The sequence below is a fragment of the Streptomyces sp. MS191 genome (assembly GCF_008042125.1).
GTDB lineage: Bacteria > Actinomycetota > Actinomycetes > Streptomycetales > Streptomycetaceae > Streptomyces.
This window is the reverse complement of sequence record NZ_RDBI01000007.1, coordinates 1-17420: the sequence shown is the minus strand read 5'-3', so window position 1 is coordinate 17420 and position 17420 is coordinate 1. Positions and strand designations below refer to the sequence as shown.

At 72.0% G+C, this 17420-nt stretch carries 16 protein-coding genes and 1 pseudogene; 9 read left to right on the top strand and 8 right to left on the bottom strand.

The genetic code is table 11. The annotated features are described in order from the left end of the window. Positions 1 to 2: 2 nt before the first annotated feature. Positions 3 to 1151 (bottom strand): PP2C family protein-serine/threonine phosphatase, encoded by a 1149-nt coding sequence (locus EAO71_RS01560; RefSeq protein WP_261991937.1) that lies wholly within the window; start codon positions 1149 to 1151, stop codon positions 3 to 5. Between the two features lie 212 nt (positions 1152 to 1363). On the opposite strand from EAO71_RS01560, the gene EAO71_RS01555 reads away from it, so the two are divergent. Both EAO71_RS01555 and EAO71_RS01550 read left to right on the top strand, forming a co-directional pair. Beyond that, positions 1364 to 1798 (top strand): MarR family winged helix-turn-helix transcriptional regulator, encoded by a 435-nt coding sequence (locus EAO71_RS01555; RefSeq protein ID WP_147975953.1) that lies wholly within the window; start codon positions 1364 to 1366, stop codon positions 1796 to 1798. 636 nt (positions 1799 to 2434) lie between these two features. Further along, complete coding sequence (locus EAO71_RS01550) at positions 2435 to 4021, top strand: carbohydrate-binding protein (protein WP_147975952.1); 1587 nt, start codon at positions 2435 to 2437, stop codon at positions 4019 to 4021. Between the two features lie 56 nt (positions 4022 to 4077). Here the strand turns inward: EAO71_RS01550 and EAO71_RS01545 are convergent. Together EAO71_RS01545 and EAO71_RS01540 are read right to left on the bottom strand one after the other, a co-directional pair. Continuing rightward, positions 4078 to 4752 (bottom strand): annotated as a pseudogene (locus EAO71_RS01545) (response regulator); the annotation flags it as partial. Further along, positions 4749 to 5885, bottom strand: a complete 1137-nt coding sequence (locus EAO71_RS01540; RefSeq protein WP_261991936.1) for a sensor histidine kinase — start codon at positions 5883 to 5885, stop codon at positions 4749 to 4751. The gene EAO71_RS01540 and the pseudogene EAO71_RS01545, both read right to left, overlap by 4 nt. Before the next feature lie 265 nt (positions 5886 to 6150). Here EAO71_RS01540 and EAO71_RS01535 point away from each other — a divergent pair, with 265 nt between their 5' ends. From EAO71_RS01535 to melC2, 3 genes are all read left to right on the top strand, one after another. Next, positions 6151 to 8403, top strand: coding sequence for an MMPL family transporter (locus EAO71_RS01535; RefSeq protein ID WP_147975951.1), 2253 nt, complete (start codon positions 6151 to 6153; stop codon positions 8401 to 8403). 481 nt (positions 8404 to 8884) lie between these two features. Next, on the top strand, positions 8885 to 9265 hold the full coding sequence (gene melC1 / locus EAO71_RS01530; protein ID WP_147975950.1) for an apotyrosinase chaperone MelC1: 381 nt from the start codon (positions 8885 to 8887) through the stop codon (positions 9263 to 9265). Between the two features lie 23 nt (positions 9266 to 9288). Continuing rightward, a complete protein-coding gene (melC2, locus tag EAO71_RS01525; protein WP_147975949.1) occupies positions 9289 to 10116 on the top strand; it encodes a tyrosinase MelC2 in 828 nt (275 codons plus the stop codon). 113 nt (positions 10117 to 10229) lie between these two features. Here melC2 and EAO71_RS37390 read toward each other — a convergent pair whose 3' ends face one another. Continuing rightward, entirely contained in the window at positions 10230 to 10964 is a 735-nt protein-coding gene (locus tag EAO71_RS37390) for a translation initiation factor IF-2 (protein WP_187282516.1), read from the bottom strand. A gap of 297 nt (positions 10965 to 11261) precedes the next feature. On the opposite strand from EAO71_RS37390, the gene EAO71_RS01520 reads away from it, so the two are divergent. After that, the gene (locus EAO71_RS01520) at positions 11262 to 11588 is read left to right on the top strand and encodes a GYD domain-containing protein (RefSeq protein WP_147975967.1); all 327 of its coding nucleotides are present in this window, start codon (positions 11262 to 11264) and stop codon (positions 11586 to 11588) included. A 343-nt stretch (positions 11589 to 11931) separates the two neighbouring features. Here the strand turns inward: EAO71_RS01520 and EAO71_RS01515 are convergent, their stop codons facing one another. After that, on the bottom strand, positions 11932 to 12183 hold the full coding sequence (locus EAO71_RS01515) for a hypothetical protein (RefSeq protein WP_147975948.1): 252 nt from the start codon (positions 12181 to 12183) through the stop codon (positions 11932 to 11934). Positions 12184 to 12717: 534 nt separating this feature from the next. On the opposite strand from EAO71_RS01515, the gene EAO71_RS01510 reads away from it, so the two are divergent. The 3 genes from EAO71_RS01510 to EAO71_RS01500 all read left to right on the top strand — a co-directional run bounded on the left by EAO71_RS01510 (position 12718) and on the right by EAO71_RS01500 (position 15196). Continuing rightward, positions 12718 to 13443 carry a dienelactone hydrolase family protein gene (locus EAO71_RS01510; RefSeq protein ID WP_147975947.1) on the top strand — a complete coding sequence of 242 codons (726 nt, stop codon included), beginning with the start codon at positions 12718 to 12720 and terminating at the stop codon, positions 13441 to 13443. Positions 13444 to 13754: 311 nt separating this feature from the next. Then, complete coding sequence (locus EAO71_RS01505; RefSeq protein WP_147975946.1) at positions 13755 to 14948, top strand: cytochrome P450; 1194 nt, start codon at positions 13755 to 13757, stop codon at positions 14946 to 14948. After that, positions 14945 to 15196, top strand: coding sequence for a ferredoxin (locus EAO71_RS01500; RefSeq protein WP_147975945.1), 252 nt, complete (start codon positions 14945 to 14947; stop codon positions 15194 to 15196). Before EAO71_RS01505 ends, EAO71_RS01500 begins: the two co-directional genes overlap by 4 nt. A gap of 66 nt (positions 15197 to 15262) precedes the next feature. On the opposite strand, the gene EAO71_RS01495 is transcribed toward EAO71_RS01500, so the two are convergent. From EAO71_RS01495 to EAO71_RS01485, 3 genes are all read right to left on the bottom strand, one after another. Continuing rightward, on the bottom strand, positions 15263 to 15676 hold the full coding sequence (locus EAO71_RS01495; RefSeq protein ID WP_147975944.1) for an STAS domain-containing protein: 414 nt from the start codon (positions 15674 to 15676) through the stop codon (positions 15263 to 15265). Positions 15677 to 16023: 347 nt separating this feature from the next. After that, on the bottom strand, positions 16024 to 16362 hold the full coding sequence (locus EAO71_RS01490; protein WP_147975943.1) for a thioredoxin family protein: 339 nt from the start codon (positions 16360 to 16362) through the stop codon (positions 16024 to 16026). A 153-nt stretch (positions 16363 to 16515) separates the two neighbouring features. Further along, positions 16516 to 17406: an ABC transporter permease gene (locus EAO71_RS01485; RefSeq protein ID WP_147975942.1), complete on the bottom strand. Its 891-nt coding sequence runs from the start codon at positions 17404 to 17406 to the stop codon at positions 16516 to 16518. Positions 17407 to 17420 lie beyond the last annotated feature (14 nt).

The window sequence follows — 17420 nt, the reverse complement described above, 5'->3', positions numbered from 1 at the left end:
ACTCAGCGCCCGCGCCAGTCCAGGCAGACGACCAGAGCGTCGTCCTTCGGAACCGACCGTCCGCGATGGCCGGTCAGCTCCCGCAGGATGGCGCGCGGCACCTCGGCCGCCGGCAGGAGACGAGTGGACTGGATCGCCCGGGCCAGGGCGGTGTCCCCGTACACCTCCCCCTTGGGCGAGGCGGCCGCGTGCACTCCGTCGCTGACGAAGACGAGCCGGTCGCCGGGCCGGACCAGAAAGTCCTGGACCACGTAGTCGGTCTCCTCGAACATGCCCAGCGGGAGCTGCGCCTCGAAGGCGACGTGCTCCACGACGCCGTCCCGCAGGCACAGCAACTGCGGTGATCCGGCGTCCACGACCTTGGCCCGGCCGGTCGCGAGGTCGAATTCGAGCATCAGCACCGAGAGATAGCGGCGTCCCTGGTAGTGGGCGTACACCGCCTGATCGGCCAGGGCCGCCTGGTCCTCGATGTCGAGGCCGGCGCGCCGGGCGTTGCGCAGGGCGTTGATGGCGAGGTTCGTCAGCAGGGAGGCCTCGATGCCCTCCCCCATGCCGTTGGTGACGTAGAGCATGAGGCGGTCCGCCGTGGCGGACCAGTCGAAGTTGTCGCCGAAGATCGCGTACGCCGGCTCCAGTTGCGCGCCGAGTTCGTACTCGGGCCGGGAGCAGGAACGACCCGGCAGGAGCTGCCACTGCATCTCGGCCGCCAGGGTGAGGCGATCCTTGCGGCGCGCCTGCAGGTACACGTCCGTGTCGCGCTCGGCCACGACCACTTCGTGTCCCAGCACCTCGGCGATGTCGGCGAGCTCCCCCACGAGGTCACGCGCTCCCCCGTCGTCCCGCAGGGTGACCGACAGCACCCCCAGCCGGTCCCCGCGCACCGTCACCGGCAGGTGGACGCGCACGGATCCGCCGTCGACCTCCTCCAGGAAGGGTTCCTGCGCGCCGAAGGCACGGCCCGCGGGACTGTTGTGCACCGACACCGGCTCCGTGGTGCTGGGCAGCACCGACACCGGCTGCAGGACGGTGAGTCCGTAGTCGGCCATGAACAACTCGACGGACTCCGCCGCGTATTCCTCCGCGAGGACTCGGCGCACGGCGTCGAGCAGCTCATGCGGGGCCGCTGTACGCAGAGCACGCTCAGCGGACACAAATCTGTTCACAATAGTAGAAATACCTATCCCTCAATGGATGCATACGTCCCTCGCCCAGCCGGCGAGGCCACCCGGGCCGAGCCGCGCCGGACACACGAACTTCTCTCGCCACCGCCGGCGCCTAGTACGCTGACGCCTGTCCCAGTGCCTGCGAGAGTGTGACGGTGACTGTCTTCCGCCCCCGCCCAGAGTCCGTCGAGGTCGCACGCGTGACCCTGACGGCCGTGGAATTGCTGGAAGTCCTCTGGGGGCGGGCCTCGACCGCGCCGGCTTCGCCGTCGCAGATGCGCGTGCTCCTGATGCTCGAACACCAGGACGGCATCAACCTGCGCACCCTTGCCGACTCCCTCGCCTCCACACCTCCGTCCATCAGCCGGCTGTGCGACCGACTGGTGGCCGCCGGCTTCGTCGAGCGCGCGATAAGCCCCTCGGACCGGCGTGAGGTGCAGCTGCATCTCAGCGGCCACGGCCGCGTCTTCCTCGACAACCTGCGCGCACGCCGGGAGCAGGAATTGCAGGCGGTGCTGGACGGGATGCCGGCGGCCAAGCGGACCGCGCTACTGGAGGGCCTGGAGGCCTTCTGCGACACGGCGGCTCTGCAGATACACGGCAACGCCCCGCACGCCGGGGACCGCACGGCCTGAACCCCCGGGCAGGCCACCGATGGCCCCGTCGATTCCAGGACTGGATGGCCGGCACCCGGAGCGCCTTCCGCCCACCGGTACATGACAGATCCTTCCCCGTGCGATGCGACTCAGCTACTTTGTTACCTCACGGTCATAGTTGTCAAACGGCAATAGTTCAGATCCACGACTTTCCCGCTTCGCCTGCCCGGGATCACCGGCTTCGGACGCGACGCCCCGGTGACGGGAGGCGGCGGCGCTCCGCGACAGAGGGCCTCCTCTCGCACGCCGGGCGGGCCACCACGAGGGCGGGGCGAGGCCGCGCTCCGGGCTTCACCGGCAGCACCCACCCCACGACGGCACTCCCCCGGCGGGGCGGGTATGGCGGTGACGAGATTCACCCTCACCGAGGGGGCCGTCCCGTTCCGACACGACGTCAGAGCCGCCCGGGATCCGCGGGGTTGCGACTCGACCCCCGGGCCGCCGGAGCCCCTCACCTCATGGCGCGCAAGGCCGTACGGGATGACCGCCGCACGCGTATTGACGTGCCCATGGCGGAGTTCTTACGGTAGCAAGCGCTTTCTATCCGATGCGTCACGAGCCTGTACTTCCATCACGCATACCCCATGCGGCCACGGAGAAGGACAAGGATCCCCCATGAAAACGCTGTCATCACTGTCGCTACTGGCCTGCGCCGGGCTGGCGCTCGGCACAGTCGTCGCACTGCCCGGCGCCGCCGCGACGGCCGCCGCCGCGCGCTACGAGGCCGAGGCCGCGCCCACCGTCTGTGACGGCGCCGTCGAGACGGAGCACGCCGGATACTCCGGCACCGGATTCTGCAACGCCACGAACGCCCTCGGCGCCGCGCTCCAGTTCACGGTGAACGCCGCTCAGGCCGGGACCGCCACCCTGTCGGTCCGCTTCGCCAACGGCACGACCACCGCCCGGCCCGCGAACGCCACCGTGAACGGCGCCGCGGCAGGATCGCCGTCCTTCGAGGGGACCGGCACCTGGACCGCGTGGACGACGAAGACGCTCACCGTGCCGGTCGTCCAGGGCGCCAACATCGTCCGGTTCAGCCCGACCACGGCGAACGGCCTGCCCAACATCGACTACCTGGAGGCCGAGACCGGCGGCACCACCACCCCGCCCCCGTCGGGCTCGGCCCTGTACGTGGCGCCCGGCGGCACCGACGGCGCGGCCGGCACCGTCTCCAGCCCGACCACGCTCACCTCCGCGATCAGCCGTGTCACCTCCGGCGGCACGATCTACCTGCGCGGCGGAAGGTACGGCCAGGCCGTCACGGTGACCGTCCCGGCCGGCCAGGACGGCACCTCCGCCGCCCGCACCACCCTGGCGGCCTACCCGGGCGAGACCCCGGTTCTCGACTTCTCCGCCCAGACCCAGAGCGCCTCCAACCGGGGGCTCCAGCTCAACGCCTCGTACTGGCACATCCGCGGGATCGTCGTCGAAAGGGCCGGTGACAACGGCATCTACGTCGGCGGCAGCCACAACGTCGTCGAGCGCACCGTGACCCGGTTCAACCGCGACACCGGCCTCCAGCTCGGGCGCATCGCCTCCACGACCCCGAGCAGCGCGTGGCCTTCCGACAACCTGATCCTGAGCGCGGAGTCGCACGACAACGCCGACTCCGACGGCGAGGACGCCGACGGCTTCGCCGCGAAGCTCACCACCGGCACCGGGAACGTCTTCCGTTACACCGTCTCCCACCACAACATCGACGACGGCTGGGACCTCTACACGAAGCCCGACACCGGCCCCATCGGCCCGGTGACCATCGAGGACTCCCTCTCCTACGCCAACGGCACCCTCAGCGACGGCTCCCAGGCCGGTGCCGGTGACCGCAACGGCTACAAGCTCGGCGGCGAGGACATCGGGGTGAACCACATCGTGCGGCGCAGCATCGCCTACCGCAACGGCAAGCACGGGTTCACCTACAACAGCAACCCCGGCTCGATGGCGGTCTCGAACAACGTGAGCATCGACAACTCCGAGCGCAACTTCAACTTCGACGCCGGTACGTCGGTGTTCCGAGGCAACACCTCGTGCCGCAGCGGCAGCGGCACCAACGACAGGATCGTGGGCGACTCCGACGCCTCGAACCAGTTCTGGTCCGGCTCCGACGGATCGCGGTGCTCCTCGTACTCCGGCGCACTGGGCTGGTCCTTCGCGTCGGACGGCCGCCTGGTGGTGACCTTCGGGGGGACACAGGTCACCCCGTAGCCCCGCCGTATCACCTCACCCTCCCGGCCTCGGCCCGGAGGGCCGGCGGTTCCGGTCCACCGGCGTCGCGCCGTCACCAGGCCCGTCTCGTAGGCGGCGATGACCGCCTGGGCCCGGTCCCTGACGCCGAGCTTGGCGAAGAGGCCGGTGATGTGGTTCTTCACGGTGGAGGCGCTGACGCCGAGCCGTTCGGCTATGTCCGTGTTGTCCAGGCCGGTGGCGATCAGCCGCCACACCTCCCGCTCGCGCGGCGTGAGCCCGTCGGCGCTGGACGGCACCCGGGTCGAGGTGGGGTGGGTGGGGGCCGTGACGTGCGCGGAGATGAGGCGGGTGAGGAGCCTGGGGGCGAGGATCGCCTCGCCGTCGCGGACCACGTGCAGGGCGGCGACGAGGTCCTCGGGTGAGATGTCCTTGGGCAGGAAGCCGCAGGCCCCGGCGCGCAGGGCGGCCACGACGTGCTCGTCCATGTCGAAGGTGCTCAGGGCCAGGACGCGGCAGCCGGGCAGTTCGGCGGCGAGGCGCTCGGTCGCGGCGATGCCGTCGAGGACCGGCATGCGGATGTCCATGATGACCACGTCGGGCCGGTGCTCGTGGGCCAGGCGCACCGCCTCGGCACCGTCGGCCGCCTCGGCGACGACGTGGAAGTCCGGTTCGGGGGCCAGCATCAGGGCGAGGCCGCGGCGGACGAGGGGCTGGTCGTCGGCGATCAGGACGTTGACGGGCGCGGTCACGCGTACGCCTCCTTGTGGTCGGTGCGCAGGGGTAGCCGGGCGTGCACGGTGAAGCCGCTGTCGCCGGGGCCGGCGTGCAGGGTTCCGCCGTGCAGGGCGACGCGTTCGCGCATTCCCATGAGTCCGTAGCCGGAGTCCCGTGCGGCGGGAAGGTCGGAGCGCGGGCCGTCGTCGGTGACGGTGACGCGCACCTCGTGCGGCGCGTAGGTGAGGCGGACGTCGACGGTCGCGCCCCGGCCGGCGTGTTTGCGCGCGTTCGTGAGGGCTTCCTGGACGATGCGGAACACGGCGAGGGCGACGCTGGGGGGCAGAGTCCGCGGGTCGCCGTCGCTGGTGAGGGTGGTGGGCAGGCCGGCGCGGCGGCTGTCCTCGACGACGCGGTCGAGGTCGGCGATGCCGGGCTGCGGGGCGGTGGCCTCGCCCTCGTCGCGGTCGTCGCCGGCGCGTAGCACGTCGAGCAGGTGGCGCATCTCGTGGAGGGCGGTGCGGCCGGAGCCTTCGAGGGTGACGAGGGCCTCCCGGGCGGTCTCGGGGGACCGGTCGAGGTTGGCGCGGGCACCGCCGGCGAGCAGCTGCATCGTGGTCAGGTGGTGGGCGACGATGTCGTGCAGCTCGCGGGCGATGCGGCGTCGTTCGTCGGCGACCGCGCGGTCGGCGAGCAGTCGCCGGTGCGCCTCGGCGTTGCGCTGCCAGCGGCCCACCGCGACGGCGGCGCCTGCCACGAGCAGCGCGGAGGCGGCGTTGGCGGCGAGGTCGAGCAGGGACGGCCTGGGCAGTACCGGATGGACGAACTGGAGCACCGCGACGCATCCGACGACGGCGAGGGCGCTGACGGCGGCACGGTGGTGGCGTACGACGGTGAAGAGCGCGACGACGGTGGCGGCGCCGTAGTGCTGGCCGACGGCGCTGAACCAGTTGAGTGACAGGTTCGTCGCCAGGACCCCCGCGAGCACGGTCAGCGGGACGCGGCGGCGCGCGAGCAGGAACAGGGAGGCGGCGACCACGACCAGGCAGCCGGGCCGGGCACGCGACGCGGCAGTACCGCGGCGCGGCGGCCCCGGTCTGTGGAGCCGGCACGACGGGCTCGTCGCCGTCGGCGCCGCGGCCGTCGACCTGGTCGGCTTCACGGTCACCAGCCAGATGGACCAGGGCCACGTCCCGGCGGCCGGCTGCCTGGTCGTGGTCGCCGCCTCCCTGTTCCTGCTCGCGCGCCGCCGCGTCCCGCTGACCGTGCTCCCAGGCGGTTTCTCGTTCCCGGCTCCGAGGTCCGGGCCGGGTTCCGCTGATGTGCTGAAGGGGTGCCGGGAGCTGCCCGGTACGGGCGCCCGGACACCTGCGGCGCCGTGCTCACCACCGCGTACGCGACTCTCGTACGCGTACTCGTACCGGAGGACTTCCGTGATCCGTGCCCTGACCGGATTCTCGACCCGCAAACCCTGGCGGGTCATCGCCTTGTGGGCGGTGGTCGGCATCTTCGTGTCCATCATGGGCCAGGTACTGGTCTTCCGCGTGACGCAGACCGACAGCGCCGGGTTCCTGCCCTCGGACTACGACGCGGCGGCGGCGCTGCGGGTCGCGGAGGAGAAGTTCGGCGCGGAGCCCGGCGCCGACACGGTGACGGTGCTGGTGGCCCGGCGTGACGGCAAGCCGCTGGCGGACTCGGACCGGCACCGGGTAGGCGAGGTGGCGCGCAGGCTGAGCGTCGAGCGCGTGGAGATGCCGTGGACCGACCAGCAGATACGGGGGCTGTCCGAGGACTACTCCCAGGTCCCCCGGGTGGCGCCGGCGATGACGGCGCCGGACGGGTCGTTCGCGCTGCTGACCGCGCGGTTGCGAGGCAATTCGACCGACCCGGGCATGCAGGCGCTGTACCGGGCCTTCAGCGACCGTGCCGAGGAGGAGTTCGCCGACGCCGGGCTGCGCACCGGGTTCACCGGGGGGCTGGCGGACCTGGTGGACCGCGCGGACGCGGAGAAGACCACGCAGACGGTGGTCGGTCTGGTCATGGTCGGGCTGATCGTGCTGATCAACGTGCTGGTGTTCCGTAGTGTCCTGGCCGCGTTCGTCCCGCTGTTCGCGGTGTCCGTGGTGGGCGGCGCGGCGGCCGGCACGGTCGTGGGAGCGGCGCTGCTGACCGGCTTCGACCTGGACCCGGGCACGCCCAGCCTGATCGGTACCGTGCTGATCGGCATCGGCGTCGACTACTTCCTGTTCCTGCTGTTCCGCTTCCGCGAGGAACTGCGGCGGCGCCCGGAGGCGGACCACCGGGCGGTGGCCGCGGACGTGGCCGGCCGGGTGGGCACCGCGGTGACGTCGGCGGCGCTGACGATCGTGGCGGCCTTCGCGACGCTGGGGATGGCGACGTTCGGTCAGTTCCGTGTGCTCGGACCGTCGGTGGCCGTGTCGGTGCTGGTGATGCTCGTGGCGAGTCTGACCCTGATGCCGGCGCTGCTCGCGGTGGCCGGGCGGCGCATGTTCTGGCCGTCGCGGAGCCTGACGAAGGTCGAGCGGCCCGGTCTGGCCGGCCGTACCGGAGAGCTGGTGGCGCGTCGCCCGCTGCTGGTGCTCGCGGCGTCGGTCGCGCTCCTCGGCGCGCTCGCGGTGGGGGTGAAGGGCGTGCACATGGACTTCAGCACCGGCGGGGCCCCTCGCGAGACGGCCGCTGCGGCGACGGCGCAGGAGATCGCCCGCGCCCTGCCGTCGGGGGTGTCCGACCCGACGTCGGTGTACGTCACCGCCGAGGACGGACGGGTCCTGGACACCGCCGCGCTGGGCGGGCTGCCCGGAGCCCTGGCCCGAGTGGAGGGCGTGGGGAAGCTGGGCTCCCCCGTGTTCAACGCCGACCGCACCGCCGCCCGGCTGGACGCCTATCTGACGGCGGACGCGGGTACCCAGCGCGCTCGGGACCTCGTCACGGGCCCGGTGCGCGAAGCCGTGCGGAAGGCGACGCCGGCCGGGTTGAGGGCTCATGTCGGTGGCACGGCGGCCGTGTTCGCCGATGTGGCGACGGCCGTCGACGAGGACCTGCGGACGGTGTTCCCGGTGGCGGCGGCGCTGATCGCGCTGATCCTGCTGGTGCTGTTGCGCAGCCTGCTGGCTCCGGCCGTGCTGATGGTCGCGGTCGGGCTCTGCTTCGCGGCGACGTTCGGCGCCTCGGCGCTGGTCTTCCAGCACCTGGGCGGCGAGCCGGGCGTGAACTTCGTCCTTCCGCTGGTGCTGTTCCTGTTCGTGGTGGCCCTCGGCACCGACTACAACATCCTCATCAGCGACCGGCTCCGCGAGGAGATGGCCCGCGGGGGGTCGGCCCGCGCCGCTGTGGCCCGGGCGGTGCGCCACACGGCGCCGGCGATCGCCACGGCGGGCGTGGTGCTGGCGGCCTCCTTCGGCAGCCTCGCGGTGAACGCGGAGCCGTCGACGCGGCAGATCGGCTTCGCCACGGCGCTGGGCATCCTGCTGTCCGCCTTCGTCCTGTCCCTGCTGCTGGTGCCGGCGGCCGCGGCGCTGTTGGGGCGCGGGATGTGGTGGCCGATGCGCGGGGGGCCGGGAGGACGGACGAACCCGGAGGCGTCGGCGTCACCCGAGCTCAAGCGCGCGGCCCTCGCTGGTCACCGCAGTTCGTACGCGGAGCAGGGTCGTACTCCCGGGCCGTAGCGGTGGGCGATGCCCAGGTCACCCGGGCGTGAAAGGGCCGCCGGGCCGCGCACCCGCTGCCCTCGCCGTCTCGACCCCCGCCGACCCGATGGCCGGCGGGGGTCGCCGCAGCTGCCTCCGCCGGTCCCCTCGCGGGTCCCCCGGCTGCGGCGCCTCGCCGCCTCCGCGTCCACCGGAGGCGAGGGGTGTCGGGATCCGGACAGCCTGAGGGCGTGGGCTCCGCCACATGCGACGCCTCGGCACGAAAGATCCTTCACGAGAAGCGCGCCTTTCCCGCAGGATCTTCGGCCCGCGGCGCCGTCACCCCTCCGAGCAGCAAGATCAACTTTGTTCAGTACTGCACTGTTCGCGCTACGTTGTCCACTTCGCAGCCAACCGCCCTCAGGCGATTTCCGCCGCGCCGACGCCCCCGGATACGAATGGGCGCTGCCGGGGGCATATGACCAATCCCCCGGTCGCACAGACCATCTGGGGGTATTCCATGTCCAGCATCACCCGCCGCCGGGCCCTCGGCGTCGCCGTCGGAGCCGCCGCCTCGGGCGTCGCCCTGGCCCGCTCCGCCGCCGCCGCTCCCGGGGCCGCGCCGGCCGCCGCCCCGGCCCCTGCCTCCTTCGACGAGGTGTACCAGGGCCGCCGCATCAAGGGGGGCGCCTCGCACGGCGGCGGACACCACGGGGGACACCACGGAGGTGGCTACTCCGTCACGATCGACGGCGAGGAACTGCACGTCATGCGGAACGCCGACGGCACCTGGATCAGTGTGATCAACCACTACGAGCCCGTCGCCACGCCCCGGGCACTCGCCCGCGCGGCCGTCCGCGAACTCCAGGGCGCCCCGCTCGTGCAGCTCACCCTCGCCTGATCCGATCCAGGAGCCGGACCACCATGACCGTACGCAAGAACCAGGCCACCCTCGACGCCGACGAGAAGCGCCGCTTCGTCAACGCCCTGCTGGAACTCAAGCGTTCAGGGCGCTACGACACCTTCGTCACCACGCACAACGCCTTCATCATGAGCGACACCGACAGCGGCGACCGCGTCGGGCACCGGTCGCCGTCGTTCCTGCCCTGGCACCGTCGCTTCCTCATAGAGTTCGAGCAGGCGCTGCAGTCCGTCGACGCGACCGTCAATCTCCCCTACTGGGACTGGACGGCCGACCGCACGTCCCGCTCCTCCCTCTGGGCCCCCGACTTCCTCGGCGGCACCGGCCGCGCCCGCGACGGCCAGGTGACGGACGGCGCGTTCGCCCGCACCGGCAACCGCTGGACGATCAACGTCCGCGTCGACGGCCGGGACTTCCTCCGGCGCGACCTCGGTGCGGGCGGGCGCCAGTTGCCCACCTGGGCCGAGGTGGACTCCGTCCTCGCCATGGAGACCTACGACACGGCCCCCTGGAACAGCTCCTCGGACGGATTCCGCAACCATCTGGAGGGCTGGCGCGGCGTGAACCTCCACAACCGCGTCCACGTCTGGGTCGGCGGCCAGATGGGCACGGGGGTCTCGCCCAACGACCCCGTGTTCTGGCTCCACCACGCCTTCATCGACAAGCTGTGGGCCGACTGGCAGGCCCGCCACCCCCGGTCGACCTACCTCCCGGCCGCCGGCACCCCGAACGTCGTCGACCTCGGCGACACGATGCGCCCGTGGAACGACGTCACCCCGGCGGACATGCTGGACCATACCCGTCACTACACGTTCGACACGGCCGCCTGACCTCGCGGAAGCAGGTCACCGGGCCGCGGGCCCGCCGGTTACGGCGCGGTGCGGTTGTCCGCCGCCCGCGCCGGCCTCGGCCGGTCGGCCTGCGCCGGCGCCCGGCGCCTTGTTCAGTGCGGTGGCGGTTGCCGGTCCAGGGCGTTGCCGACGCTGCAGCCGCCCTCTCCGGGCATCCGCTGGATCCGGGTCGGCACCCACACCTCGGTGGCGCCGGGGCGCACGCGGGCCAGAAGGCAGTCCTGCGGGTCGAAGCCGTTGCCCTTCACCGACAGGAGGACGCCGACCCGGCCGCCGTCCGTCTTCACCTCGGTACGGATCGCCGGATCCAGGTCCAGGGCGGCGAGCGAACGGCGCACCTCGGCCTCGTCCACCCGGCCGCCCCGCGGTACCCGGGGAAGTTTCGCGCCGAGCTCCTCGTACGGGAGCCGGGGCGGTTCGGGTGCCGGGGCGAACGTCAGCGCACGGCCGTCCGGGCAGTCCACGTCACGGGGCTCCTCGTGCCACTCCGACGTGGGCGACACCCGCACCGCGAAGCAGCGCCGGACGACGACCTCCTCGACGTCGAGCCACTCGTCGTACGCCGAGCCGGACGTCCGGATGACCACGTCGACGCCGTCCCCGTCGTGTGTCGAGGTACCCGTCACCCGCAGCACCTCGACCCCGTCGATGGCGGAGGCGGAACGCCCGACCTCCTCCGCCGTGCGCGGACGCCGGCCGTAGAGCCGGTCGCCCGCCTCCCTGGCGGCCTCCCGGGCGGCATCGGTCGCCTTGCTCTCGGAGGACCGCACCGCCCCGCAACCGGCGATGAGCAGCAACAGCGGGACGAACAGCAGCAGTCGGCGCATGCGTCCACCCTTCCGACGCCCGCGCGCGACGGGCATCCGCTCGCGTACTCGGACCGGCGTGGGTGATCGTACTCATGCCGCCGGAGCCGGCTCCCACCTCACCCCCCGCTCGCCGGCGGACCGCCGGTCACACCGGGCGGCGGATCCGTCCGCCGGCGGCGGCCCTTCGCAGCCACCGTCCTCGCGCGTGGCCGGGCGGCGAGCCCGACGCCCGACCGTTCGGGGGACACGCGGGCGGTGCGCAGCACGTTTCCAGCTCCTCCGGGGCATTCCTCGGTGGAACGAAAGGGAGACATGATGCCGCTCTACCTGTCGAGGTTCAGCTACACGCCGGAGACTTGGGCGAGGCTGATCGGCCACCCCGAGGACCGCGCGGCGGCCGCTCAGGCGTACATCGAGTCCGTCGGCGGGAAGCTCCACGGCTTCTGGTACGCCTTCGGCACGCACGACGGCTACAACCTGTGGGAAGCCCCCGACAACGTGTCCATGGCCGCGGTCGCGCTGGCGATCAGTGGAGGCGGCGCGCTCAGCTCGTTCGAGACGACCGTCCTTCTGACCATCGAGGAAACCCTCGATGCCCTGCGCCAAGCCGAACGAGTGGGGTACCGGGCGCCCGGCGCGTAACGGTCGAGGACCGATCCCGCTCCCGGCCTTCAGTCCGGCGGACGAACACGCCCCGACGGTCAGCACGTATCGGGGCGCGGCCGGGCGACGCGTGCGGCGGCGAGCAGGAGGAGTCCGCAGCCGGGGCCGCGGCAGCGTGCTGCTCCCCCTGACCCCGTACCCGGGTCGCGTGCAGGTCTTCAAGCAGGTACTCGCCCAGCGGGAACCCCGGCCGGTGACGCACGCGGGCTACGCATGGCTGTACGTACTCGCCGGCCGGCTACGGCTGATCCTCGGAGCGCGGGAACTCCTCCTCCAGCCGGGTCAGGTGGCCGAGTTCGACACCACCGAGCGGCTACCAGCCTCAGGTCCGCACCTCGGCGATCCAGCGGCGCAACGCCGCCAGGTCCTCCGAGGAGGCGTGCTCGTCGGCGTAGGTCACGACCACGTCGTACAGCGCGCCCTCCAGATGCTGTTCCTCCTCGAACCGGCGCAGTACCGCGCGGGAGAAGTCACCGACCGAACGATCGCCCCTCTCCTCGGCCTTCGCCGCCGCGTCGTGGAAGGCGGCCGCCACGAGCAGGTGCGCGGTGGCCTCGTCCTCCGGGGTCACCACGGCCGGACTCCCGGTACGCCGGGACCGGGATGCCGCACCCGGGCCCGGCCGGTGGCGGGACCGAGGGGCGTCCCGCGCCGGCGGCAGAACGTGGCGACTCCGAGGAACTGGACCATAGGCCTGCACATCTCCCCTGCTCGATCCCGACCGCTCATCCCCTGCTATACCCGGACGTGCGGCATGTCGCACCAGCCGCACCGAGCCGCACGACGACCCCGGACAGGACCTGGTGCCACGCGGCCCGGCCGGAGTGTCCTCCAGAGCGGGCACACCGCCCGTCCGGACCGACCGCGGGCTGACGTCGCGGACGCGGGGCCGGTCGGTGCCCGGGACAGGGAAGACGGCTCCGGGGCCCTCGCGAAAACTCGTTTGGCGGAGCACGGCGGCCGCTGCTACCTTTCCGCTGGCCGTGCGAGAGAACGAGGAGGTGGTACCCGTGAACACTGTTTCGACATGGGTGCTCCCCTCCGGGGTCACGGTCGGGCGATAGGTCGTCCGGGAGCGCCGTTCCAGAGCCTCCCGAAAGGCACGACCATGCAGTTCACTTCCGAGAACCGCCTCGACGACGGCGTCCTCGAGCGCGAATTCACCCTCGGCGAGATCCCCGGCACCCTGTGGACCCCTGAGACCGCCGCTCCGGCCCCGCTGATCCTGATGTCCCACAACAACGGCCTGCCCAAGGCGGATCCCCGGCTGGTCGCCCGGGCCCGGTACACCGCGGCGCGCGGCTACGCGGTGGCCACCATCGACGCCGCCGGATGCGGTGACCGGCCACGTACCGCCGCCGACGAGCAGGCCCGTGCCGAGCTCCGGCGGGCGATGCAGGCCGGCGAACCGGTCGACGAGATCTTCGAGTCCTTCATCGGCCCCCTGGTCGTGAACGCGGTCCCGGAATGGCGGACCACCCTGGACGCCCTCCTCTCGCTGCCCGGGATCGGCGGCCCGGTCGGGTACTCCGGGGGATGGGCCGCCCTCGGCATCCGGCTGGCGGTGGTCGAGCCGCGCATCGCCGCCGCGGGCTTCTTCGCCGGGGGGTACGTGCCCCGTGCCCAGCGCGAGGAGGCCCGACAGGTCACCATCCCGCTGCTGTTCCTGCTGCAGTGGGACGACGAAGGGAACCCCCGGCAACGGGCCCTGGACCTGTTCGACGCCTTCGGCAGCAAGGAGAAGACCCTGCACGCCAACCTCGGAGGACACACCGGCACCCCGCTGTTCGAGCTGGAGGACGGGTGCCGGTTCCTGGACCGGCACCTGAAGTGAGGCCGGGCCGTCCACCGGGCGGCACACGGTAGGCGGTGCCGACCAGGACGCCGCTCGCCGAGGCCCGGCCCCGGCCTTCCTCGGCTCTTCACACCGCGGGCCGCTGCCGAGTCGGCAGCGGCCCGCGGTGGCCGACGGCGTGCCTTCAGCACCCTTCACTGCAACGCGGTGTTGCATTCGACTTCAGTGTCATTGCATCAATTCTCTGCCATCTAGCTGGGATAACGCGATCAGTTGATTGACGTTCCAGTGAACGCAACGTAGCTTTCGAGCGGCTTCAAACACGTCATATCGCGAGATGAGGACGGACCATGAGCGAATCCCTCCACACCGTCACGGCGCTGCCGACGGAGCGTCAGGCCGACTGCCCCTTCGACCCGCCGGCCGAGTTGATCGACGCCCGTGGGCACGGTCCCCTCAGCCGCTACACCCACCCCGGCGGCAAACCCGGCTGGCTGATCACCGGATACGACATGGTGCGATCGGTCCTGGCCGACTCCCGGTTCAGCTCCCGCAAGGAGCTCATGAACGTCGTCGACTTCGAGCTTCCACCGGCGCCGCCCGGCGAGTTCCTCCTCATGGACGAGCCGGAGCACAGCCGCTACCGGAAGCCCCTGGTCGGCAAGTTCACCGTGCGGCGGATGCGGATGCTCACCGAGCGGATCGAGCAGATCACCGCCGACTGCCTGGACGCGATGGCGGAGACCGGGCCACCGACGGACCTGGTGACCGCGTTCGCCAAGCCCATCCCCACCATCGTGATCTGCGAGATCCTGGGCGTTCCCTACGAGGACCGGGCGTCCTTCCAGGAGCAGATCGACGCGTTCATGGGCGGAGAGGTCAGCGACGAGGAGCTGATCGCGGCCTACACCGCGACGCAGGAATACCTCGCACAGCTGGTGGCGGCCAAGCGCGCCAACCCCACCGACGACGTCCTCAGCGAACTCACCGACAGCGATCTGACCGACGAGGAGCTGAAGGGGATCAGTCTCATCCTGCTGGCGGCCGGGTTCGACACCACGGCGAACATGCTGTCCCTCGGCACCTTCGCGCTGCTGCAGAACCCGGAGCAACTCGCGGCGCTGCGCGCCGACCCCGCGCTCACCGACGGGGCGGTGGAGGAACTGCTGCGGTATCTGAGCGTCGCCAAGTCCTTCCACAGGACGGCGCTGGAAGACGTCGAGTTGGGCGGCCGGACCATCAAGGCCGGCACGACGGTCGTCCTCTCGTACAACACCGCCAACCGCGACCCTGATCGATTCACCGACCCCCACACGCTCGACCTCCGCCGGCAGGCCACCGGACACCTGGCCTTCAGCCACGGTATCCACCAGTGCCTGGGGCAGCAGCTGGCCCGTGTCGAAATGCGGGTGGCCTTCCGCGCGTTGGTCGACCGCTTCCCCACGCTGCGCCTGGCCGTCCCGGCCGCAGAGGTCGGCTTGCGCCCGGAGACCGCGGACATCTTCGGAGTGAAGAGCCTCCCGGTCACCTGGGACGAGAAATGAGCGCGCCCCACCTGAGTGTCGACCGTGAGCGCTGCATCGGCGCCGGGATGTGCGCCATGACCGCCCCCGAGGTGTTCGACCAGGATCCGGACGACGGCCTCGTACTCCTGCTGCACGCCGAACCGCCCGCCGCGCACCGCGCGGCCGCGCAGATGGCCGCCGGTCTCTGCCCGTCGGGGGCGATCACCCTCCACGAGCCGGAACCCGACTCGAAGCACGTGGACTCGGACACTCCCGCGGCGGACTGACCGGCAAGCACCACCTCGCCTGCGGACGGTCCGAGCGCTGGTCCGGCTCGCAGGCGGGGTGAACCGTCAGGCCGCGAGGCTCTGATCCAGTTCGATCTGGAACAGGTCACGGGTGCCTGTCAGGTCCAGGACGTGGCGGACGGGCCGGGGCAGCGGGCCGATGAGGATGAGCCGTCCGGGGAGGTAGTGGGCGGTGGTCAGTTCGTGGACGAGCGCCGCGTCGGCGAAGTCGACCGCGGCCAGGTCGAGCACCATGCGTTCGGTCCGCGAGGAGCGCACGGAGTCGAGCGCCTCGTGCAGGCATCCGACGGTCCCGAAGTCGAACTCGCCGCTCATGCACAGGACGGCCGTCGCCGGGCAGCCCGTCGGGGCGTAGCGGACGAGAGCCCGCCCGCGGCTGGGCTGCCAGGCGGGTGAGCCGTCGACGAGGAAGAGTTGCGGGCGGGGGGCGTTGGCCGGGGACGTTCGGTCGGGCAGCACGGTGATGTACCTCGCTCCTGCGCTGATGGGGAGAACCCTCCGCAGTGCGCTCCCGCTGTCCTCCGCGGGTGTCAGGTGTCTCGGCCTGGTTTCCAGGCGACATCGCCGCCGGCGGGAAGGAAGGTCGCCGGCGGCAGCCCGGATGTGGTCCGGTCGCTCCCCCCTACCCTCCTCCTCTCGCGGGGCAAATGCACACCCGCAGGTCAGACCGTGTGCTCGCGGTGGCGGCCGGTGCGTTCTCCCGGCCCTTCGCCGAGGTGGCGCCGGCGTGTCCGTCCGCCGGTTCCGCGGTGGACGCCGTCGGCGCGGCACACGGCGACGCCCGCCCCCGGCGCGCGCGGCGGGTCTCAGAGGTGACCGTCCAGGAATGCCCTGACCTCGACGTCGGTCAGGGGCCCGGCGCCGTGCGTCACCGCCTCCCCCTCCTCCAGCAGCACGTAGGACAGGGCTCCGGTGATCCCGTATCGCCCGGTCGCGGCGGGGCAGCGCGTGATGTCCGTGCGGACGACCGCCAGCCGGCCCGCGTACTCCTCGGCGACGCCGCCCATGACGAGGTCCATCGCCCGGCAGGGCTCGACCGCCTTGGGCCACGTCCCGATGAAGTACGCGAGAACCGGGACCCCGCTCATCCTGAGGATGAAGTCGAACTCCGCATCCTCACGTGGCTGGTGAACCCCTTTCGCCATCACAACCCCTGACCTCGTGTTCCGTCGCTCCCCACCCATCATCCCCCGCACGGATGCGGCCGACCGCCCCGGGCCGCCGGACCGGCAGGCCGCCGCTCCGTTCCGGCGTACCAGCGGCCGGCGCGGCGGGGTCGCCGGTCTCGCGGTCGGGTGTCACTCGGGGCGGCTGAAGCGGTGCGCCGCCCAGAACAGCGCCAGGCTTCCGGCGGCCAGCAGGAGGGCGCCCTCCAGGAGCAGCGGAGGTTGCCGGCCGAACCAGTCGACGCCCGCGGCGGCTGCCTGGTCCGGGACGCGCAGGGCGATGGAGCGGCGCAGCAGGTCCACGCCGTAGGCGAGCGGGTTGACCGCGGCCAGTGTGTGGGCCCAGCCCGGCAGGTTCTCCAGGGGGAAGAAGCCCCCGGAGAGGAACAGCAGGGGCATCATCACCAGGCCGAGCAGCATGTGGAAGACCTCGGGCCGGTTGAGGCTGACGGCCAGGGCCAGGGACAGGGACGTGATGGTGAACGAGGTCAGGATCATGCCGGCGAGGAGCAGGGCCAGGAGCAGTGGGTCGTAGGGCAGGCCGACGGCTCCGGCGAGGCCGAGCAGGACGGCGCCCTGGACCGTGGAGACGATGGTGCCGCCGGCGCAGCTTCCGAGGAGGAGGGTGGACCGGCTGACCGGGGCCATCAGGAGTTCGCGCAGGTAGCCGCTCTGTCGGTCGGTGATCAGGCGGATGCCGACCATGACGGCGGGTGTCTGGACCGTCATCATCAGCATGCCGGGGAAGAGGTAGGTCTGGTAGCCGACTCCCAGTGAGGAGTTCGGGATCAGGGCGGCCAGGCCTCCTCCGAGGACGAAGAGGTAGAGCACCGGCTGGAGCAGCATCAGGGCGGTGTGGGTGGGCTGGGCCGACAGGCGCAGCAGGTCGCGGTGGACCAGGGCGTGGACCGCGCGCAGTTCGTGGCGCAGGCGGGTTGCCGGCTCACGGCCGGTGCCGCCGGAGGTGCCGGGGTCGTCCGGGGTGGCGGAGGCGCCTGGGGCGGGGAGTGCGGGCGCGCTCATGGGGTCTCCTCGGT